Here is a 20,494-nt window from a genome sequence, read left to right on the forward strand (position 1 = left end):
CCTCGTCGTCATCTGATCATTTGGTAGCCGGCGACCGGTGCCGGGTCTGGGCATCGTAGGAAGTGGGTCCTGTGGACAGCGTCCGCTCTCCCGGGCCCGCCGACGGTGTTTTCCGGCATGTGCCGCTCAAGTTGTGCGTCGGCCGGCTCGGAGCGGCTGCCGCGGCGGCGTGGTCGGTTCACCGATGTGGGGGACGGCAGACAGGTGCCGCGGACTACGGTGTCCCGGTGAACCACGTGCACGCCGTTCCCGATGTGGAACCCGCCCGGGCCGCTGTCCTCTCCCCCGATCTCGCCGCGGCACTGCGGTCGTGCGGACCGGACGGTGAGCGTGCCCTGCGCCTGCTGCAGGATGCTGCGGCCGTCCTGGCCGAGCCGGGGCGGTGGAATGCACCGTACGAGGTCGCACAGTCGTGCTGCCGGAACGCGATCGACAGCGTGTTGCACCTGGCGCCGAAGGACCTCCCCGGCATCGAGGCCGCGAGGCGGGCGGTGGTCGATGCGGCGAAGGCGATCGCCGGCGCCTGGTGCGCCGATGGGCAGGTGCCCTCCGCTGCTCTGACCGGACTCGCGGAGTCCGTGAAGGCGTTGCGTGGCGAGGAGGCAAATCCCGGTGGGCAGCGGATCCGGCAGATCGGCTACCTGGTGCAGCAGCAGACCCGTCAGGAGATGGGGCTCGCGGAGGTTGAGGCCGTACGGAACTCCTGGACCCGGTTCTACCGGGACACCTCTGGGGTGCTGCATGGCTCGGGCACCGGTCCGGATGAATCGCGGGCGCTGTTCAACGGTGTGGTCGCCGCCTTCGAGCAGCTCTTCCTCGGGCTGCCGGATCGTGCCGAGCGCCTTCGTGAACTGGCGCTGCTGGAGGCGCCATCGCCAGCGGATGCCGATGAGATCGCGATGATGACCGACCCGCGGGCTGGCGCCTACTTCTTCCGTGCGGCCGTCAGCGACGAGTGGCTCGATCTCCTCCCGGCGGAGCGCCTGCTCCCCGAGTCCGCCCAGTGGCCTGCGCTGCCTTACCTGCAGCGCGTTCTGCGGCAGGACCCGGAGCGGGTCTGCTCGTGGGTCGAGGCGAATCTGGAGGCAGTGGGCGGCCGAGGCCCGGGAGCGGTCAGCACGGCGGTGGGGCTGATTAGCGCGGCTGGCATGACGGCCTGGCCTCTGCTCCTGTCGATCGCGAAGGAGCATCAGGACCGCCACGTCCTTCTGCGGATCGGGTACTGGGCCCGGGACATCGATGTGGCGGAGCGGACCGTCCGATGGGTGCAGGTCGTCGAGGCCGTCCTGCGCAACCCTGAGTACGGGGCCCGGGAGACGTGGGAGGCCGCGCAGCTGCTTCGCGCCGTGGCGGTCACCGTGCACCCCCATGGTCAGGTACGTCTGGCCGGCGACCGGCTGGGCGTGATCATCCGCAACGTCGTCGCCGGAACTCTCGCCGCGGTCCTGGGTGAAGGCCCCATCCACTTCGAGGCGGAGGTCGTTAACGACCTGACTGAGGTCACGCTTCAGGATCCGTCGCACTCCTTCGCGGTGGCGGTGATGCGGTCTGTGCTGGACATCGCCCGCGAGGATGCGCAGCTCGGCGTCGTACTCGCGGAGCGGCTCAGGCCGCTGGAGTCGAAGCTGGCTGTCTCGGCTCTTCGCGATCGGATTGCAGCGGTGCTGCTGGGCGAGTCCTACGAGGTGGATGCGGTGGTGCCGGACCGGGCCCGGGTCTGGTGGGACACCGCGATCCCGCTCGCAGGCCGGATCGTGACCGCCCGCGCGGCGCGCGCCGACGAATTCGACTTCCTCGCCCTGGTGCACCGCACCTGTCCCGAGGAGCATCTCGGTGATCTCGCAGCCGCCGTACGGGACGGTCTCGGCAAGGCGCCAACAACGGAAGAGGTTGCTGCGTGGAGGGCCCTCTACGAAGCGTCGGGGGAAGCCCTCCCGGCGGCCTGGCGGACGGCCTGGGACCTCCACCCGATCCTTCCCCATGCCGCGATCGAGGCGTGGCAGCCGCTGCTCGGTGTCCTGCAGGAGCTCACAGGCGGTCAGGCCCCGTCCCGGCCCGAGCCCCTGCTGCGGATCAGGTCGTGGATCGAGGAGCACGGCGGGCTGTCCGCGGCGGCTTTCGCCGGGCTCGCGGCAGCCGAGGGCCCGGCTGCCGCGGTTCGCGAGCTGGTAGGCACCGCGGTCCCCCGGAAGGACGTCGAGGACGGTGGGGCGCGGGCCGGGTTGCTTACCGCGCTCGTCACCGAGGATCCGCAGTCGTGGGCGGCGGACGTCTCCGGTGTCGTCGCGGAGGCGTCAGACCCGGCGCTCCGGGCGGCCTACTTCAACGCGCTCCACCGTGCCCTGGGCAACGGGACACTGCCCGCCCCGGAGCTCGGGCACCTCGCGAAGGCCGCGTTCGCAGTCAGGCCGGCTCCGGAAGCGGCTGAGGCAGGCGCCGGCCAGCTGACGATGGTGACCTGCAACTTGCTGCACAAAGCCTGGGAACAGGGCCTGGAAGTGGAGGACGAGCCGGAGGTGGTGAGCTGGCTCCAGGCCCTGGTGGCGTCCTGGTCCAGGCCCCGGGTCTCCTCGGCCGATCCGCTGATCGATGCCACAGCGGTGTCCGGCGGGGTCGCACTGCTGTCGTTGATGGCCTGGGGCCTCCAGCACGCGCACCGTCAAGAGGCGGCTTTGCCGGAACCCTTGGTGACGGTGCTCGACCGGATCCTCAAGGAAGAGCCGGACGACCAGGCCCTGGCCGTCGTAGGACTGTGTCTGAGCCAGCTCGTGCACTGTGCGCCCGCGTGGGCCGACGAATGCGCCGCTCTCCTCTTCGCGATCGACACCCCGTGGCGCTCAGCCCGTGCCTGGCTGCGGCACGGACAGCCCAACGCACAGCTGCTGGCCCGTCTCGACCGGGCCGTGCTGCTGGATTTGGTGACCGAAGCGCAGGCTGACCCGCTTGTCAGCAAAGTCGCTTTCGCGTTGCTGGACGCCTCGGAGGCGCTCGGCCCGGACGGTACCCTGCTCGCCGAGTTCGCCGGAAGAAAGGGCGGCCCGGAGGCGGTCTCGCAGGTGCTGTCCCAAGTCGCCGGAGCTGTGTTCCGCTGCGCCGAGGGGAGCCCGTGGCCCGGGCGTGCGGCGCAGGTGTGGGAGGCGGCGCTGGACTGTGGCCTGCCGCCCGCCGCTCTGACCGGCCTCGGCCGGTTCGCCTACGCCGAGTGCCTCGACGAAACGCGCTGGCTGGAGTTGACAGCGCGCACCGTCGAGCAGCAGCCGGTGCTGGAGGCGGCCTACCGGGTCGCCGAGCGTGCGGCCGGTCATCCTTCCAGTCCGCAGGCGATGAGTATCGCGGCGGCGATGCTCGAGGCCCCGGCAGACCGGTACCACCGGCTGGAGATCCAGCGGTACGCCGCCCGGGTGTTCGCTGAGGCCGGCGAAATGGAGGCGCCTGAGCGGGAGCGCCTGCGCATCGCGCTCATCAACTCCGGGGCGATCGAGGATGCGTTCGGTGACACCGGTCCGGCGCGGAAGGATGCCTGACCAAAGGAGCGTGCTGGCCTACTTCTTCTGGGCCGCGGCGGCGATCTCGGCGGCGGTGGCTGTCGGGCGCTTCCCGGCCTGGATCTGCTGGAGGCGCTTCAGGACTGTGGCCGCCATGTCGTGTGCCGCGGTGGCGTCCTCGCCGGCGTCCGCGACCTTGACCTCGATGTTGACCGTGCCCGAGCGGGCGTAGGCATACACGCTGCCGGTCTTGCTGACGAGGAAGGAGCTCTCCTCCCCCACGGACGTCTGCTTCGCTTGCACCGGCGTGAGGCCCTCGCGCTTGACCCAGGCGGTGTAGGCGGTCTTCGCGTTCTCCGGCGAGTCGAATTGGCAGACGGCCAGGTCCATCATGCGCGAGCGGGAGGAGCCGTTGTAGAAGAAGTTGGTGTCGCCGGCGCGGGCCCAGCCCTTCGGAGAGCCACCTTCCGTGTGGGTGCAGTCGTCCGCGGTGCCTGGCCGGTCCTTGCCGAGGCTTCCGGGGTCGTAGCCGGCGGGCGCCTCACCGCGGTCAGGAATGGCCTGCGTGATCTCGCCCTGGCTGAATTGCTTCGATATGGGCTGGCCGTTCGCTTCCTTCGCCGGCTTGTCATCCGAGCCGGAGGAGCACGAGGTGACGGCGAGAGCGGCAAGTAGGACCGCGGGAACGACGGCGATGCGACTGCGTGTCATGTCCACACACTAACCTTTCGTAGATCGCTCAAGGGGGGAGATCGCGCGGGCGATTCGGCCGTTCCAATCCGGCCACGCAAGCGTCCTTCTGCCCCGCCTCTGCGATGAGTTCGCCAGCACCTGCGACGACCCTCGGCCGTGCCAGCGGCGCCCGGGGCGCGAACTCCAGTACTCATTGCCGCCGCCAGCCGATTCGGAGGGCGCGCCGGCCGGCTCCGCGCCACAAATCGACAGCGGAGCCGACCAAACGGGACACCCGCCTGGGGCCGAGCGCCAACCTCACCCGTGGGGCGGCGGAACGACATGGGCATCCGGCCATCCAGTGTGATCACACGGTCGAGACCTCAACAGGCAGGGCCCATGGGCCTGTCGCACCGGATCACGGATACGCGCACCCCGTTGTCCATAGGGGCGTAATTTACGCTGACACACGCCCTTTGTCAACTCTTATGTGTCGTAGCGGCTGCGCCTTCGGCTCGGTGCGTACCGGGCGCGCGGGTGGCCGCGCTCCGTGCGGCTGGTGGCCCGTGCCGCCGGCAGTGTGGAGGCGTGTGTGCCGCGGGCGGCCTCCTGCGTTCGGGCTGCGTGGCTGGCGGCCCGGTCCGCGGCTTCGTTGTACGGGTCGCCATTAGCCCGATGGGCGGCTACGTGCACGAGCTTGACCTTCCGGCCTGCCATCAGCTCATCGATGTGCACCACGAGGTCCTTGTTGGCCACCGGGGTGCCGGAGGCGGTCTTCCAGCCCTTCCGGCGCCAGCCAGGGAGCCAGGTCGTGACGGCCTTGATCGCGTACTGCGAGTCCATCCGCACTTCCAGCGGCACCGCGGGGTCGGTGGCCTGCAGGAGCTTCAGCAGCGCCGTCAACTCGGCCTGGTTGTTGGTGGCCGTCCCCATCGGGCCCGCCTCCCAGCGCGCCACTCCACCGTCGTCGCCTGCGACAACCCAGGCCCAGGCGGCCCGTCCCGGGTTCCCCTTGGCGGCGCCGTCACAGGCGGCAATCATCAGCTCGGTCATGTCTCGCTCCTCCTACGGTCAGTTCAGGGAGATGCCGCCGGAGCGCGGCCTATGCGGGATGAGCGAGGACTCCACCGGGTGGACGTGGATGTCCGCGTGGACCTCTGGCGCCCGCTGGGGAGCCTCGATCAGGACCTGGACGCGGGGGCGCAGGCTGGTTCCCCGCAGTGCGATGGCCGACGCCAGACACCAGCCCAGCAGTGCGATCCCGGCGGCAAGGCCGCGGCCGGTGACGGGCGTGCCGGCCCAGGTCATGGCTACCGTTGCCACGCCCCACAGGCCCCAAAGGGGCCGGCCGCCGCCGACGCGGAGGGCCGCGAGGACGAAGGAGGCGACCCCGACGATCTTCCACAACGCGTACGCGGTGGCCGTCGAGAGCGGTAGGTAAACCGCGTGGCTGGTCACGTAGCGGTGCACGGGGGTGGTGACGGTGGCGAGCAGGCCGGTGTGGCCCGAATCGCCAGTCGTGTCCGCGAGGTAACCGAGCAGGCCGACTATGACGCCCAGGGCTAGGAACGGGGCGGCCGCGAGAAGCCCCCACCGGGCGGTACGGAGGATCGGGTACCGAGCCCCGCTCCAGAAGTCACATATGGACTCCCAGAGATCTCGTTGGTGGCTCCGCGTCCAGGCTCGTGAGAGTCGGCGGGCGCGCCGACCGGCTTCGTCCGGGGGCCGGCTCGGTGGTGCCTGACTGTGCAAGGTTGCTCCTTCAATCGCTGTCGAGCGTGTACGGCGAGGTCTCGCCCGACAGCGGTGCCGGCGCTGAAGGGCGGTCCAGGGCCTCAGCTCCTGGCGCTGGCACGCTAAGACGCCGGCCCTGTGGACAAGGTCGCCGAGGCTCTGCGCCCGCAGTCCATGCCCCTTGTCCGGTGTCGGAGTCGCGAAGCCGGGGTCCGCGGCCGCGGAGTGGTAAAAGGCCAATGACCGCGGCGACGCTCGGGGCCGCTGGGCGGTGGCGGGGGCTTCTGCTAGGTCTCGGCGCCGGCGTCGGTAGATCGCGGCCGTTTCCAGGCCGTTATTGCCTTCCTGGCGGGTCCCTCCGCTTCCTTCATCACTGGTCAGTCGTTGCACGTTGACGGCGGCTGGCTGCTCCACTGACCGCCCGCGCCACCCGTCCACGAGAGGATCCACCTGATGAAGCTGCGCGTCCGCGCCATCCTGATCACCCCGCGCAATACCGCCCTCTTCATGAAGCGCATCCGTCCGGACCGCGACCCCTACTGGGTAGTCATCGGCGGCGGCATCGAAGAAGACGACGCGACCCCCGAAGACACCCTGCTGCGCGAGATCCGCGAGGAAATCGCGGGCGAGGCGACCATCGGTCGACTCTTCCACGAGCTCAAGAACCCCAGCGGGGAGACCGAGCTCTTCTACCTCGCCCACGTCAAGCGCTGGAACTTCGCCGACCGGACCGGGCCCGAGTTCCTGCGCACCGACCGAGGCACCTATGAGCTCGTCGAGGTACCCCTCACCCCCGACGCAATTGCTGGCATCGCCCTCCTGCCCACGGCCATCTCTGACGAGCTGCGCGCGGCCCTGCAGCGAGGCGACCTCTCCGCGGCCGCGTAACCACACCTGCTGCAGAGGCTCCCGGCACCCGGCTGGATCCGACGAGGTGGCTGGATCATCCCGCCCTCCCTGTGCTCGACGGCAGCGTGCGGAGGTTCTCAGCTGCCGCGATCGGATGCCCACGAGACGGCTTCCGCACCGAGGCCGGTGCTCAGGGTGCACCTGAGCACCGGCCTTGCGGTCAGGCCGTCTCGCCGCCGTCGCCGTGCCGTCGTCCGTGGAACATCATCGACGTTCCACCTTCTGGCAGGTGCCATCCGTCCGCCGCCATGTACGGCGGGATGTAGGTCGGGTTGGTATCGGTGTTCAGGTTCGAGTCGGCGTCGGTGAAGTCCCGGATCACCCGGCGCTGGACTTCCCGAAAGTCGTAGCCGTCGGGTCCGTCGACCTCCCAGGTGACATCGCGCAGCGTAGCCCGGTGCTCGTCCGGATCGCCCGTCGCGGTGGCGATCTCGATCAGGGGGTGGATCTCGATCAGTCCGCCGAACAGACAAAGGACGATCAAGAGCTGGCAGATGCGGTCGGAGAACTCGCCGAAGCCGTACTCCTGGCCGCAGCCGCATGACGGGTCGTGAGCGTGAACCTGGAACTCCACCTCGTAGGGCTTGCCGGTCACGGCGTATCCGGGCAAGGCCCGGGCCTGTCCGCTCGGGCAGGGGTGCCCGGTGTCGAACAGGTTGATCCACACCTTGACGCTCGTGGCTGCGAAGCCGGTGTACTCGGCTTCGAGCGCCTTCTCCAGGCGCTGGTGGGCGGCGTACGCCTTCTGGTCGACCGCCTTCCAGCCCTCTCCGAGCCGGTGCCCTGCCAGATGCAGAAACTGGTTCGCCAGCAGGGACAGTTCGTCCAGCGTGGGAAGCAGCTTGTCCGTCGTGACGGGGCTCGTCTCGTTCGCGCTTTCGTCCTCCTTGAGGGCGGAAGGGCTGTGAGAGGGCCAGACCTGGGTGAGTTCGTCTCCGGGTTCGGCTCGGCGGACGAGGGCGATGTCGGACAGCATCAACCCGAACACGGAATGGCCGTCCCAAACATCCAGCCAGGGCACGTCCCGGAGCCCGGTACTGTGCGGATTGACGCCGGTGGCGTCGACGCAGACCTGCACGGGTTCGGAGAACTGCGAGCTGGGCCAGTACCACAGGACCTGGACCCTGGTCTTCGCGCCGAGGAACTGCTGGGCCTGGCGCACGGCGTACGGGGCGTGGTCCGAGGGAATCCACCAGCCGTTGCGCGTCCATGCCTGGTCGGCGTCGACCAAGAGGGATCCGCCCAGGTCGTAGAGGGCTTCGGCCGCCTCTTGACGGGCCTGCTCCCGGGCCGCCGCGCACTGGTCGTTTGCGGGCGCGGTGCTGCCCAAGCCGCGGGCATCGGCCCCAGCTACTGATGCGCCGTCCCAGACCGGGATGCCGGGCGGGGCAAACGGGATCTTGCCGAGGATGACAGCGACCTGGTTCGCGCGGTCGATGCTGTTGGAGAGGCGCGCGTCGGCGCGGGCCGCGGTGGGGCGGTCGTCGTCGCTTTCCGCTCCGTACCGGCGGCGGGGGTCGTCGGGTTCTTCGTCGAGGCTGTGCCCGAGGAACATCGGGAACAGCTGGTACGTGAGGAGCGCTTCGAGCCCGTACTCGACGTTCGAGGCGTCGCCCGTGACAGCGAACGGCTTCATGGTCTGCTCGAGTCCGTCGCTGAGGGAGTGGACGACGTGGGTGGGGGCGCGGTGCCGGTCGCGCTCGTAGCCCTGGGTCGTGAAGGCCACGGTGTAGGCGATTGCGGCCGGCCACAGGGCGTCCCGCCAGCGCACGTCCGACTCCTGGCACACGGCCTTCGCGCGAGCGCGAGCGGTGGGGTCGTGGCGGTCGACGGCGTCGACAAGCGCGGCCAGGTTCGCGCCGGCGCCCAGGTGCTTGAACGCCGCGTGACGGTAGGCCGGCGGCGGGAGCCAGATCCAGGAGCGTTCGCGCGGCTCGCCCCAGCGTTCCATGACGAAGGGCCAGCCGCCGCGTTCCTTCAGCGCGCGGTCGAGCCGGGCGCCCAAGTTGGGGCCGCACGTCAGCGCGAGGACAGCCGCGACGCCGTCCCAGCCCGCCGGGGCGGACAGGTCATCGTGCAGGAGCCGGTCGAGCCTGACGGCGAAATGCGGCAGATCGGTCCGGTACTGCTGGTCGCCGTCGAAGATGCACGCGGGGCATACAGGATCTGCACCAGGCGAGTTCTCGAGCAGGTGGTGCTCGGGGTACCGGTCACCGCAGATCGGGCACGGCGTGGTGGACTCCTCTTCCATGGCCCGGACCCTGCGGAGCCGGGTCTGTCCGAGTTCGGTGTCCAGGCGGCGCGCGGTGACGCGGACGGTTTCGGTGGAGCAGTCCGCGAGGCCGTCCTCGAAGTCCTCGACGGTGGCGTTGCCCGAGGGGCACATCGCGGTCAGGTACAGCGGCTTGGTCAGGTCGAAGCGCTCCGGGTCGTCCGGGTCGGATTCATCGCTGCCGTCGTCATCGTGGTATGCACGTCCCACGGAGAGGCTCAGGCCAGCGACCGGTCCTGCGTATGCCGTGAGGCCGAAGGCGTCCACGTCTGGCTTGCGGTCATCAGCGCCCCATCCCAGGAGACGGAACTCCGCGACCAGGGCTGTGAGGTAGTCCGTGGCGAGCACGGGGCCCAGGTTGGGCCCGGTTGCGGTCAGGTCGGTGAGGATGCGAACGGCTGCAGCGCGGCCGGCCGCGTCGAGGATTGGGGGCAGCAGGTTCCGCCCGGCGGCGTCGACGACGCGCTGCAACGCCTGCTGGTAACCGCATCCGGTCGCCTTGTTAAGTGCCCTGGCGATCTGCTGGCGGTTGGTGATGTTCGTGCTGTTCTTCGGCAACAAGACGGCTCCTGCACGCTCCGGGTCATGCCGCCCCACCACGACAAACGCCAGAGTGCGCACAAGCGGTCAAGGATGTCGGGGGGGTGCCGGGCATCACCGTTGCGTCACCTCCCAGCGGCAGCTGGATTCACCACAGTCCGGAGGTGGGTCCGGGCAAGGCACGCTTCTCGGTGAAGTGCGTTGGGCCGAATGGCATCCCGGGCACCCCGGCAGGCGGGCGGTGTACCGCTGACTCAGTTCGCCAGCCCCGAGGTCGCTGCTGCTACGGTTCCTGCGCCGCGGGAGCGCCCAGTGCCCCACCCATCGACCGCCCTGGCCCAAAACAGCTGGCGTGCCCTCAGTGCTACCTGACGCTCCCCTTCCTCGCCCAGGCCCGCCCCTCCCGCAGCGGTTCCATTAACCGTCCCCGACGGCCTGTGGACCCGCCCGGGCCAGTCCGAGCAGGGTGGCGGGGATCGACAAGCCGTCGGCGATCCGGTCCAGGACCTCTACGGTCTTGACCTGCCGCACGCCACGCTCGATGGCGCTGACGTCGGATTGACTCATTCCCACCAGACGAGGACGGTCTGGCTGGCCCCGGTGTGCCGGCGGAAGTGCAGGAAGAGCCGGCCGACGTCGCGGAAGTGGTAAGCAACCCGTCAGCGAAGGGTTCCTCGTTCACGGCCAGCAGCATTCCAGGATCCCCTCAGCTCGGGGGAGCTTGTGCGAGTCGGCCCCGATCAGGATTCCAACTGCGTCCTCGCACGCTCCGTGAGCAGAGGGATCAACTTCTCTCGCCATGTGTCGAGAGAGATCCCTCCACTGGACATGCCGCCGTGGGCGTATTGCTCCCGGTACACCCATGACGCTGGGTCCGCAACGGGGTCAAGACCCACGAGCCCCCTGAACGCTTCCCGCACAATGCCGACCGCTTCGTCAACCGACGCCGGGAGGTCGGTAGCGGACAGGTGGTCACGGAGGGCCCGCCAGACATGAGGGTCGCCACGCAGGCCCCACCTTTCCGGCTCCGGATCGAAGAGATGGGCCATCGTCACAGCCGTCGCGTCATCATGTGCCATGGTGTCAGTCTCTCGCAGGGCTGGTTCCTGGCCCGCGGCGTCGAGGTTGCCCTCCCCGGGAATCGCGGCTGACCCCCACCGGTGGCCGATGTGCAGGGCGTGACGTCGCTTCGGTGACCGCGGCCAACGCCATCAAGGCCGTCTGTCTGGCCGAGCTGTTCCATCTGCCAAAATGCCTGCGCTGCGGCCAGGGTATGGGCGAGGTGATCGGCGACCGTGTCCCTACCTCATGAGATCGAAACCGGGCGCGTACGTGACTGTCTGGTCGTGGCCTCCGGCTGGCTCAAGCATCAGTTCGCCGTGCTCGGTGGGGAGGAGCCTCTGGTCGGCCATCCGCCAGACGAGGACGTGGTCCCCGCCTGGGTCCGGCGTGCGCAGGGTGAGTACGCCGGCGGCCCCGGCGAGGAGGGAGGCGGCCAGCAGCGAGGTGAAGCGGTTCCGGTCGCGGGAGCCGATGGCCGTGTCGCCGGCCGGAGTTCCCACGGTGATGGCGTAGGAGCCAAGGGACAGGCCGCCTCCTGCCTTCGCCACGAGGACCACGTCGTCGTGCCAACGCGATCGCCGCAGCAGCCTGTCCAGAAGGTTCCTGGCGTCGTGGCGGGCTTCACCGACAACGTGGTCTCTGCCCTGCTCGGCGGCCAGGTCGAAGATGCGGCCGCAGAGCGTCATCATCGCCCAGGTCTCCCGTTCGTAGACCATGATCTGCCGCAGCATCTCGACAGGTTCCCCGCTGAACGCGACCAGCTCTTCGCGGTCCGCGGGGACGGCGCTGTACGCATCGAGAGCGGCGCGTGATCGGGGGCGCAGGCCCGCGCCTCGGCAGAACTGGTCGAACTCGGCGGCCAGGAGGGGACGGAGCAGGTACTGCTCGCCGCGGGCGAGGGCCGCGGTGGCGGTCTGGTGGATGTCGCGCCAGTACGAGGAGAAGCTGCCCGCGTGCCGTTCGTCGTGTGGGAGGTGCTGGTAGTCGTTCTTGTCAACGGCAACCACCCTGGTGGCCACGGCTGTGGGCCGGCTCGGGTCGTGCGATGCCATGGTCTTCCCCCTTCGGCATGGTGTCGTCGCCGGTCTGTCGCGTGGCTGACCGCGATGGTGTGTGAGTGCGGTGCTATCCGAGTGTGAAGCTCTCGGGGTCGTAGTCGAAGTCTTCTGCGGTCCAGCGGGCGTAGGCACCTGAGTTGAAGTAGTCGGCGATGGCGCTGCCGACGATGCGTCGGGCCGTCTCCTCGTCCTCGGCTCGCACGAGTGCGGCAATCTGAGCGGCACTTAGACGCAGGGGGACATCCTGGGCGCGGATGGCGTCGGAGCCGCGAATGGCGAATGTCGCGGTCCGGCTGACCCTGGCGTTGGCACCGGCGCCGGCACGTTCCACCTCACGGGCCCGTCGTTCCCGCCCGCGCTCGGTGGTCTGGACCTCAGCGGCGTCGTGCCGCAGGTTCTCCGCGTCCCTGCCGCGTGGTGTCCGCGTCCCCTTGAGCCAGCGGCCCACGGCGGTTGGCGTGACGCCGTAGGCAGCGGCCATGGCCTGACGATTACCCCCGTACTTGCGTTCGAGGACATGGGCGGTCTGGGTGGTCGTTATCTTCGGCGGCTGGCGTGAGGGGAAGGCGTTGGCGCGGAAGGTGCCGAGCAGCCCTCGCTTGGGAGTCTCGTCGTCGCCGGTCACTGAGTGCTCTCTTCCTGCTGCTCGCGGTCGTCGACGGGCTGGCCGGCAGTGTCGTAGTCGTGGGCGATCCGGGCGGGATGCTCATGGTTGTCCAGCAGGGAGATGACGGCCTTCATCGGGATGCTCGACTCGTGCTTGCAGGAGCCGGGAGCGATTCCCGGACGGAGTGTCCCCGGGACGGGCTTGCCGTTGTCGCCGAGGATGAACAGCTCGAGCGGGGTCGGCTCGGCGGTGGCGTAGAAGGACGCGTCGACGTTGACGGCGAAGGGGGCGCGTCCGGTGAGCTGGTAGGTCTTGCGCATGCGGCGGTGTGCGGCGATGCGGGCTGCGGCGATGATGGTGAAGCGGATCTCGGGCCGGTACGACCACTTCGAGGCGGTCTTCTCGAGCCAGACCTCGTCATCCGGGATGGAGGTGCGTGCCGAGTCCGTCCATTTGCCGATCCCGCCCTTGTAGATGCTCTTGTAGAAGGAGGCGAGGAGGGCGGCGTCGGCGCGCTGAGGGTCGCCGGCGGTGTCCTTGTGGATCGCGTAGGCGTCGAGGAAGTCCTGTGCGTCTTGCCCGTCGGTGAGTCCGAGGTCGGCGTACGCGCGCTTGTATGCCGTGCGGAGGCGTCCGGTCCATTCCTTGAGGAGGGGGACGGTGTGCGAGGACAGGTACGCCGCGTCGATCTTCTTGGGGTCGTATCCGTACGTGGTGACCATGTAGGCAACGGTGGGGGTCGCGTACCAGCCGGGGCCTGTGGGGTGCGCGCCGTGGAAGGTCGCAGGGTGCGGCAGGAGCGCGTTGACTTCCACGTCGGTGAAGTCGCACCACCACAGCCCGGCGGTCTTGGTGTCCCAGGCGGGGTTTCTGGTGTACTGCAGTGGCCCGGCCGGCAGGGCGAGCGTCTCGGTGACTGACAGGTAGGAGGCGCAGGCGTCGATGACCACGGCGTAGGGCAGGGCCGCCTCGTCGTCGGTGAGGGGGCGGGCCCAGTACTTGAAGTCCTCCTCCTGGCAGACGGCTTCGTCCTTTCCGGTCAGTTCGCGCGTGAGCGGGTGGCGGGCGCCGGCTGCCGGTGGGACGGCGGTGTCGCCCGAGGGCAGGGCGCCGTCGCGCAGCTGCCGGGACCATTCCCCGGTCTCGTCGTCCTGGACGGCTTCCTCGCGGGGGCGGACAGCGTCGAGCAGGAGCATGCTGGTGGTCGCGTGGGTCGAACCGGGCGCGATGCCTAGGTCGGCCACGAAGGTGCGGATGCGGCGGGCCAGGACGGGCGCGTCGGGCTGCCCGTGGTCGTCAGTGGCCATCTCGAGGGCGAGCTGGTTGGTGGCCTTCTGCTTGTCCGTGCCCTGGCCGAGCCACGGCGTGAAGAGGATCCGGACGGAGGTCTTGGGTCCGCCGGCGGATCCCTTGCGGCGGAATACGTGGATGGTGGGTCCGATCTCGTCGGACACCTCCATCCCGACGCTGGCCGCCGCGGTAGAGAGCTTCTTGTGCAGCTGGGCGAGGGCCTTGTCGGTGGCTGGCAGGACGGCGGGCAGGCCGAGCTTCTTCAGCGCGGCCGAGGTCAGGCAGACGATTCCGTCACCGGCGCGCCCGGCAGCGTGGATCCGCTCGACACGCAGGGGCAGTCCGGTGCCGAGCCAGCCGACCCAGTCCGTCAGCTTCATTCCTGCGGGCGGCGGGACCTGTTCGATGTCGAGGACCCAGCCCTCGTCCGCTGCATCGAGGGCCACTGCCGGCCAGCGGCGCGGGGCGCCGGCGGTCGCCGGCGTACGTGTGGCCCTCGCGGCGGCGTCACGCCGGGGCGTCACCGCGCGGCGGTTGTCCGGAGGGCCGGGTCGGCCCCGGTAGGCGGAGGCCGGATTGGGGCTGGCGGGGTGGTGCATCGGCTCAGCAGCAGCGGCGGGCTCGGCGGGGGCGGGGGCCAACGGAGCGGGCGACTCGTGCTTCGGGGTTTCACGGGCTCGCTGCTGACGAGCGATCGCTTCCCGGCGGGACTGGGGCGTGCACCCCTCCGGGCAGCGTTTCTCCACCGACTTCCAGGAGCCGTCTGCCTGCTCCTCATAGGGGTAGATGAAGCCGGGCCGGTTGCTTCCTGTGCAGCCGACGCATCCGCCCAGCCGTACCTCCGCCATTGGTCTGGCCCCCTTCATGTCTGTGTTGCTAACTCGGTCGGTGGGTGATCAGTGGCGGGATGCGCCGAAGAGTTGTTGGACAGGGTCGAGCTGTTGTCGCGCCCGTCGTGCTGCTGCGCTCCGGGCCCTTATGTCGGGCCGGAGTTCCAGGGCGAGAGCCTGCTTGGCGCGGGCATGGAGCTCCTGGAGGTCAACTGGGGTGTCGGTGACGTCGTATTCCGGAATCTCCGGGATGCCGCGAAACAGGTTGTGTACCGCGTGCGCTGTCCCGTTTGTGGTGGGCAGGCGTTCAGCGGCTTCGGTGATCTGGGTGATCGCACGAAGTAGGTTCACGCGCCGCGAAGTCGGGGCGATGATGCGTTCTTCCAGGGGCCAGGCGGAGTGAGCCAGGAGTCCTCGGGCAACGCCGAAGCGGTCCGCTGTCAGCGCCGCGCACACGTAGACGCGGTGGTTGCCGGTGCTGGCGAGGCTCCGCTGTTCGTCACGGCGGAGGCTGACCATCGCCTTGCCGTTGAGCTCGGCGCCGTAGAAGACCCGGTGTACAGACAGGATGAACGTCTGGGAGGCAGGCGAACCGATCAACGACAGGGTTTGCAGGACTCGCTCACGCATCGAGGGCGTCGCGCGGTCAGCAGCGTCAACGACCAGCTTCCCGGTCAGGGCGTGCCAGGCCGCTTCCAGGCGCTGGAGCTCCGCGCGAGACGCCTGAACTTCGACTTCATTGCTGGACGTCAGAGCGGCGCGCAGGCGTTGGCGCTGCTCCTGCATCTCGGCTTCCAGCTCGTCGAAGGCGGTACTCATGATGCCCACCCTATCTTGGAACTCCAAGATATTTCCAAGATTCTTCCAAGATTCTGACGGTCTCCCGGATGGAGACAGGGCCGCCACATTGCGTGGCAGCCCTGTTCGAAGCCTGACCGGGCGGGCTCAGCCCAGCCCGAGGCCGAGCTACTTGCCCTTGGCGGCGTCCTTGAGCTTCGACCCGGCGGAGACCTTGACGGCGTAGCCGGCCGGGATCTGGATGGGGTCGCCGGTCTGCGGGTTGCGGGCGGTCCTCGCGGCGCGGTGGGTGCGCTCGAAGGTGAGGAAGCCGGGGATCGAGACCTTCTCGTCCCCCTTGGCCACCACGTCGCCGACGGTCTCGGCGAGGGCGGCCAGCACGGCGTCGGCGTCCTTGCGGGTCACCTGGGCGCGGTCGGCCAGCGCGGCCACCAGTTCACTGCGGTTCATATCACTCTCCTGTGGGGATTGCCGGTATTACGGCGGTTCAATGTAGATCGTGTCGCTCTGAATCTGCGCCGGCCCCTCGGACCTACGGGCGCCGCCCTGGGGCAGACCGCGCTCCGGTAGCGGAGATCGCTGACCCATTTCCGTGCGGCCGCCCCAACGCGGATGCTCACGTCGGGCGGGATGCGGCCTATCCGCGCGGCCGCTTCCCGGTCCACCAGGCGTCGTGTGTGAGCCAGCCCCCACATCCGACCGTCAGGGCCACGGCGGTGGCGCATACGACTACCTGGTCGGCGGCCGCCGCGGACACGGCGACAACGAACGCAATCACACCTGCCACGACGACAACCAATGCGACCCTCGTGGGCCGGCCGCGCTTCGACAAGTTCTCGCCCTTCAACTGAATCGGCAGGTACGACATGGGAGCTGCACCCCGCATGGCCAGAGCGGGCGCGGTGCACGCCTGTGCGCCAGTGAAGGCTGACATGGGTGCGCGCTACCGCAGCGTGGCTCTGAGAGCCTATCGCTACCCCGACTATACACTTTTATGTGTCACGTGTCGACCCTTGTAGCGAGGCCCCCCACCCGGCAGGCACGCAGGCGTAACGAGCGGAGGCTAGCCGGACATCCACCACAACATGCGCGTATGTTCGGCCACATTGATTGCGGGCACGAGAACCGCCCTACCGACCGAGGGTCTACGTCCGGGGAAGATCGCAACATCGTGATATGACACATAAAAGTTGACTCACGCTCGCGGTTCGATATATGCTTTTATGTGTCAGTCGGAGTTTCGGCCCATCACCTCGGAGGTGCCCGCATGATCGGTCTCAAGTCGTTGTCGCGGTGCGGCCGGTACGAGGTGTCCACCGTGGCGATGGCGGAGCCGATGTGGGACGGAAACTCCTTCGAGACGATGGTCTTCGACCTCAGCATCGACGACGAGGTCGAGTGCCGCCGGTACCGCGCCGACCATGACGCCGAAGCAGGCCACAACGAGCTGCTCCTGCAGATCGACCTCATCGAGTCTGCCCTGAGCACCGGCTCCGTCCAGCAGAGCGCCGAAGACGACCGCTGGATGCGCCTGATCGCTCGGAGTCAGGACTTCGCCGGCTCCGCCGGAAACTACACCTTCCGGTATTCCGGCCGTACCTACCGGGTCCTCCGGGCAGTATCCGGCCGCTGGAGCTGTTCCCTGGACGGGGCCGAGTTCGCTCCCCTCTCCTCGGGACACCGCACCCGCCTGAACGCCGTGGCGGCCATGCTGCGCTCCGTACGCGGCATCCTCTGCCCGCACGACTACAAGACCGGGCAGGACTCCTGCCCGTGCTGCGACGCCTACGACGAGGCGTAGGCCCGGAGTCCTCCAGGCGCCATGACGGCCGCGGTCTCCGGTCGTCCGCCTGCCCGGCCACCCCACATGACGTCCGGCCCGGCTCTGGCCGGGCCGGACGGTCCCCCTTCAACGGAACTGCAGACCAACTGCTGTTAACCGTCCCATCGCCCATCTCCGAGGCGGTCCCCAGCTCCGCTTGCCTGCGCCGCCATACCGATGGTTGGCGGCGCGGACGGTGCGCCCCCACCCAGGGCCGGACCTTGCACGACCGGACCGCACAGGCGGCACCGCAGCCGTCCCTCCGTACAGCACCTGATCAGGAAAGGAGGAATGTGCACCCGAAGAATGGCACCCAGTTGCCGCTCCGCGGCATCGGCACGCTGACCGTCCACACAACGGTTCTCGAACACGGCCGTGTTCGATACGCAGTGCGGGGCCCCCATGTTCGGGGCGTCCTCGTCGTGGTTCCGCAAACCCCGTACGAAGGTCCGCTCACACCGCGGACGGTGCGGGTCCAGTTCGGCGACGGCACCGACAACGTGGGCTGGTACAGCCCGCGCCCCGATGAGCCGATCGTGCGCAACGTACGGCTCCACGGCTTCACCGACTCCATCAACCCGCGTACCGTCTCCCGCCGCGGCTACTCCCTCGCCTCGAACGCCGTGGTCCTGCGGGACAACGGATCCACCTACCGCATCCCCGACGGCGCCCGTGCACTCATCGAGGCCGTGATCGTCGCGATCCTGAAGGACTGGCGCCAGCGTCCGGACCGCGAAGAGCTGCTTCTCGCTGCGGCGCGGCTCACGGCCGAGGGCAACGCCACCTACGAGCGCCGCTGCGCCGAGAAGCTGGAAGCCGAGCTCGAGTCCGTGCGCAGCGACCGTGCTGCCGCCCGCAGGCGCATCCACCAGGTCGCCGGTCTCGTCCGCAGGCGCCAGCCCGCGGTGATGCCGCCTGTGCAGACGACTGTGAGTCTGCCCTTCTTCGACCGCCAGGGCACACGCATGGGTGTTCTGCGCATCCGGGAGAAGGAAGTCGGCGCGGTGCCCGGGCGCGTGGTCTACGAGGTCGAGGGCAGCCGCGTCCTCGGCAGCTTCACCGTGGGTCCAGACCTCTACGACCGGAGCACGGCCGTCCCGCAGGGCATCTACATCTCCTACGGCCAGCCTGCATCCAGTACGGCCTGGCCGTCGTGGCGTGCATGTGTCGACGAGCCGACCGTCAACGGCGTGCAGCTCAGCGGCGGATGGAGCCACGGCGGCCGCAGTGACGACATCACCGCCACCTCGCCCGACTACCTGCCCGCCTCGGTCCGGCTCGGGCCGACGACCAGCACGTCCGCGCCGGCGGCCACCACGCGCAGGGCCAGCGCCGTCCTGCGAGCCCTGGCCCTCCACTACCTGGCCCGCCGCGACGTCGACGCCCTGCGCATCGCCGCTGGCAAGCACCGGGCGGCCGACACCCGGGCCGCCGCTCGCAGCGAGTTGGACCGCCTCCGAGGACGGGAGCGGCACCTTGTCGCTGCGGTACGCCGGCACCGAACCCGGGAGCGGCAGTACCTCGGGCTCCTATCCGCTGCGTCCATGCAGGAGATGGCTCCGGTCATGCAGATTCCGCAGCGCGGCAGGGATCTTCGCCAGGCCGCGGCGTAGGCCCCTTCGCGTCGCCGCTCCACATTGCTCCGACTCTGCAGGAGGGATCGCCCTTGCCCACTTACGCATCGAGGAGGCCGACGCCGAAGGAGGCAACGGCCCTCAAACTGGCCAGCGTCCATGAGCACGGGCACCTGCCTGGGGACACCAGTACCGGTCACATCGAGTCGATGCTCCGGGAACGCTGGATCTACGGCCAGGACTCCGACGGCTTCCGCCTGGAACTGGAGGACGCCCTTCGCGAGATCGACACGGCGCTGTTCCGCATCCTGCCGGCTGGCCGTCGCGCTCTCCTCAGCCCCACGCAGTGGCGCGCGCTCAGCCAGGAGCTGGACTCGGCGGGACGCTTGTCCGACCGTGTGACGAAGCGGACCAGCCATTGCCTGGCGGACTTGCTGCTCGTCGAGTACCGCAACAGCAATGGCGAGATCAGGGCGGCCGGGGCGGGCCCCGGCTTTTCCCCACACCGCTCCGAGCTCGGCAACCAGGTTGCAGTCAGCGGTACGGCCGATGACTCCTGATGGCGTCCGCGCTGGCGCCTGGTCCGTAAGGTTGCGAGGTACGGGCACCGCCCTGGGGGTCGGTCGTTGGCCATCTGCTCGGAATATGACGAAGCCCCAGAGCTTCGTGCCTGAGGGCACGTGCTCCGGGGCCCGTCGCGTTGCCCTGGACAGTGTGCGGGGGGGGTGGCAGTGACTGCGCCCCAGGGCTCATAGAGGTGACCTTATGCGCCGTACACGCTGGGTTCCACAGATTTAATCGGGTTTGCGAGTCTGGGTATCGGCTGGGGGTTCGACTTGCCGGCTGTGCGGGGTGAGGCGTCGGCCGATGTCTTGCGTGGCGCGGCGTGGGGTCAGATGGTGTGCAGGCCCGCGCGTTCCCAGGAGCGCAGCCGTTGGTCATCACACCCGCGCCTGGGCGGGTGCCGAGCTTCGTGCTCGGCGGTGTCATGCGGCGGGGGGCAGCATCTGTTCGGCGAGGAGAGCGACCTGACGCACGCGGGCGCGGTTCCAGCCGGGCTCCTTGGGCAGTGAGCGCAGATACCGACGCAGTTCGCCGGCCTGGATGATGGTGACGCCGCCGCTGATCAGTCCGCCAGGAGGTATGGCGGCGTGGTGGACAGCGATGATAGGTCGGACCGGGTAGCCGAGGATCTCCGCGGCGCGGTTGGACTCCCAGACCACGGTCTCCAGCTTGCGCTGCAGGGAGAAGCGGCCGTACCAGAGGTGGCCTTGGGCGTCGAGACGGACCTTGGACTTCTTCGACTTGAAGGTCTTGCTGTCAACGTTGGCGAGCCCGAACCGCGCAACCACCAATGTGTCAATGTTCGCCCTGGATCGTGGGATTGCCCGGTCGTGGAGGACGATCCAGAGTCCGAGCCCGCACCAGACGAGCGGGGCGAGGATCCGCGCGGTTTTCCGTTCCCCTGCCGCGCCGGTGGCCCAGGTGCTGCCCTTGGTCCGGTAGATCCGGCTCAGGGCCAGAACCGTGATGACGCTGATGACCGCGGTGCCGGCGTACCAGTTGGTCGAGGTTGCGGCGAGGTAGCCGAGGCCAGCGGAGGGCAGAATCGCGGCAGGAAGGGCCCAGGCCGCCGTGCGGTGCTGCCGTCGGCGCTCATCGGCTCGAATGGCGTCGGCCATCGCTTGGGCGCTGGCGCCGGCGCCGCTCTTACGCCGGAATGCGGTTCGGAACATCGGATTCTCCGTCGGGTGGTGAACGGGTAGATGGTGATCTTCTGGGCGCGGGCCTGTGGACAAAGTCCGCCGCCCCCGCAGGGGATCTGCGAGGGCGGCGGTTTG

The 20,494-nt window shown here is 69.2% G+C and carries 16 protein-coding genes and 1 pseudogene; 6 read left to right on the forward strand and 11 right to left on the reverse strand.

Annotation, left to right across the window (positions count from 1 at the left end; all coding sequences use genetic code 11):
- The first annotated feature begins 71 nt into the window (after positions 1–71).
- Complete coding sequence (locus tag ACIQU4_RS27670) at positions 72–3,524, forward strand: hypothetical protein (protein ID WP_403736039.1); 3,453 nt, start codon at positions 72–74, stop codon at positions 3,522–3,524.
- An 18-nt stretch (positions 3,525–3,542) separates the two neighbouring features.
- Here ACIQU4_RS27670 and ACIQU4_RS27675 read toward each other — a convergent pair whose 3' ends face one another.
- The 3 genes and pseudogenes from ACIQU4_RS27675 to ACIQU4_RS27685 all read right to left on the reverse strand — a co-directional run bounded on the left by ACIQU4_RS27675 (position 3,543) and on the right by ACIQU4_RS27685 (position 5,909).
- Positions 3,543–4,196 carry a hypothetical protein gene (locus ACIQU4_RS27675; RefSeq protein WP_403736041.1) on the reverse strand — a complete coding sequence of 218 codons (654 nt, stop codon included), beginning with the start codon at positions 4,194–4,196 and terminating at the stop codon, positions 3,543–3,545.
- Between the two features lie 468 nt (positions 4,197–4,664).
- A pseudogene (locus ACIQU4_RS27680) lies at positions 4,665–5,210 on the reverse strand (ribonuclease H); the annotation flags it as partial.
- 18 nt (positions 5,211–5,228) lie between these two features.
- Positions 5,229–5,909: a hypothetical protein gene (locus ACIQU4_RS27685; RefSeq protein ID WP_403736043.1), complete on the reverse strand. Its 681-nt coding sequence runs from the start codon at positions 5,907–5,909 to the stop codon at positions 5,229–5,231.
- 318 nt (positions 5,910–6,227) lie between these two features.
- On the opposite strand from ACIQU4_RS27685, the gene ACIQU4_RS27690 reads away from it, so the two are divergent.
- Positions 6,228–6,308 (forward strand): hypothetical protein, encoded by an 81-nt coding sequence (locus tag ACIQU4_RS27690; protein WP_403736577.1) that lies wholly within the window; start codon positions 6,228–6,230, stop codon positions 6,306–6,308.
- Between the two features lie 36 nt (positions 6,309–6,344).
- On the forward strand, positions 6,345–6,779 hold the full coding sequence (locus ACIQU4_RS27695; protein ID WP_403736045.1) for an NUDIX domain-containing protein: 435 nt from the start codon (positions 6,345–6,347) through the stop codon (positions 6,777–6,779).
- 181 nt (positions 6,780–6,960) lie between these two features.
- Here ACIQU4_RS27695 and ACIQU4_RS27700 read toward each other — a convergent pair whose 3' ends face one another.
- The 7 genes from ACIQU4_RS27700 to ACIQU4_RS27730 form a co-directional block, all read right to left on the reverse strand.
- Entirely contained in the window at positions 6,961–9,630 is a 2,670-nt protein-coding gene (locus tag ACIQU4_RS27700; protein ID WP_403736048.1) for a hypothetical protein, read from the reverse strand.
- Positions 9,631–10,029: 399 nt separating this feature from the next.
- Positions 10,030–10,179: a hypothetical protein gene (locus ACIQU4_RS27705; RefSeq protein WP_403736051.1), complete on the reverse strand. Its 150-nt coding sequence runs from the start codon at positions 10,177–10,179 to the stop codon at positions 10,030–10,032.
- Positions 10,180–10,913: 734 nt separating this feature from the next.
- Positions 10,914–11,726, reverse strand: a complete 813-nt coding sequence (locus tag ACIQU4_RS27710; protein ID WP_403736054.1) for a hypothetical protein — start codon at positions 11,724–11,726, stop codon at positions 10,914–10,916.
- A gap of 73 nt (positions 11,727–11,799) precedes the next feature.
- Positions 11,800–12,357, reverse strand: coding sequence for a hypothetical protein (locus ACIQU4_RS27715; RefSeq protein ID WP_403736057.1), 558 nt, complete (start codon positions 12,355–12,357; stop codon positions 11,800–11,802).
- A complete protein-coding gene (locus ACIQU4_RS27720) occupies positions 12,354–14,075 on the reverse strand; it encodes a hypothetical protein (protein ID WP_403736059.1) in 1,722 nt (573 codons plus the stop codon). The genes ACIQU4_RS27715 and ACIQU4_RS27720 overlap by 4 nt, the downstream gene beginning before the upstream one ends.
- Before the next feature lie 450 nt (positions 14,076–14,525).
- Positions 14,526–15,278, reverse strand: a complete 753-nt coding sequence (locus tag ACIQU4_RS27725) for a hypothetical protein (protein ID WP_403736061.1) — start codon at positions 15,276–15,278, stop codon at positions 14,526–14,528.
- A gap of 147 nt (positions 15,279–15,425) precedes the next feature.
- Positions 15,426–15,707: an HU family DNA-binding protein gene (locus ACIQU4_RS27730; RefSeq protein ID WP_403736064.1), complete on the reverse strand. Its 282-nt coding sequence runs from the start codon at positions 15,705–15,707 to the stop codon at positions 15,426–15,428.
- Positions 15,708–16,524: 817 nt separating this feature from the next.
- On the opposite strand from ACIQU4_RS27730, the gene ACIQU4_RS27735 reads away from it, so the two are divergent.
- The 3 genes from ACIQU4_RS27735 to ACIQU4_RS27745 all read left to right on the forward strand — a co-directional run bounded on the left by ACIQU4_RS27735 (position 16,525) and on the right by ACIQU4_RS27745 (position 19,213).
- Complete coding sequence (locus tag ACIQU4_RS27735) at positions 16,525–17,058, forward strand: hypothetical protein (RefSeq protein WP_403736067.1); 534 nt, start codon at positions 16,525–16,527, stop codon at positions 17,056–17,058.
- 488 nt (positions 17,059–17,546) lie between these two features.
- Positions 17,547–18,692 (forward strand): hypothetical protein, encoded by a 1,146-nt coding sequence (locus ACIQU4_RS27740; RefSeq protein ID WP_403736070.1) that lies wholly within the window; start codon positions 17,547–17,549, stop codon positions 18,690–18,692.
- Between the two features lie 53 nt (positions 18,693–18,745).
- On the forward strand, positions 18,746–19,213 hold the full coding sequence (locus ACIQU4_RS27745; protein WP_403736073.1) for a hypothetical protein: 468 nt from the start codon (positions 18,746–18,748) through the stop codon (positions 19,211–19,213).
- 426 nt (positions 19,214–19,639) lie between these two features.
- Here ACIQU4_RS27745 and ACIQU4_RS27750 read toward each other — a convergent pair whose 3' ends face one another.
- Positions 19,640–20,389, reverse strand: a complete 750-nt coding sequence (locus ACIQU4_RS27750) for a nuclease-related domain-containing protein (RefSeq protein WP_403736076.1) — start codon at positions 20,387–20,389, stop codon at positions 19,640–19,642.
- Between the last annotated feature and the right edge of the window lie 105 nt (positions 20,390–20,494).

This window comes from Streptomyces sp. NPDC090741 (assembly GCF_044769045.1).
In the GTDB taxonomy this organism is placed as follows: Bacteria; Actinomycetota; Actinomycetes; order Streptomycetales; family Streptomycetaceae; genus Streptomyces.

Bases quoted from the DNA above. Each gene is read 5' to 3' on its own strand.
- ACIQU4_RS27675 (WP_403736041.1), bottom strand. From the start codon at position 4,196: ATGACACGCAGTCGCATCGCCGTCGTTCCCGCGGTCCTACTTGCCGCT.
- ACIQU4_RS27695 (WP_403736045.1), top strand. From the start codon at position 6,345: ATGAAGCTGCGCGTCCGCGCCATCCTGATCACCCCGCGCAATACCGCC.
- ACIQU4_RS27705 (WP_403736051.1), bottom strand. From the start codon at position 10,179: ATGAGTCAATCCGACGTCAGCGCCATCGAGCGTGGCGTGCGGCAGGTC.
- ACIQU4_RS27710 (WP_403736054.1), bottom strand. From the start codon at position 11,726: ATGGCATCGCACGACCCGAGCCGGCCCACAGCCGTGGCCACCAGGGTG.
- ACIQU4_RS27725 (WP_403736061.1), bottom strand. From the start codon at position 15,278: ATGAGTACCGCCTTCGACGAGCTGGAAGCCGAGATGCAGGAGCAGCGC.
- ACIQU4_RS27730 (WP_403736064.1), bottom strand. From the start codon at position 15,707: ATGAACCGCAGTGAACTGGTGGCCGCGCTGGCCGACCGCGCCCAGGTG.
- ACIQU4_RS27735 (WP_403736067.1), top strand. From the start codon at position 16,525: ATGATCGGTCTCAAGTCGTTGTCGCGGTGCGGCCGGTACGAGGTGTCC.
- ACIQU4_RS27750 (WP_403736076.1), bottom strand. From the start codon at position 20,389: ATGTTCCGAACCGCATTCCGGCGTAAGAGCGGCGCCGGCGCCAGCGCC.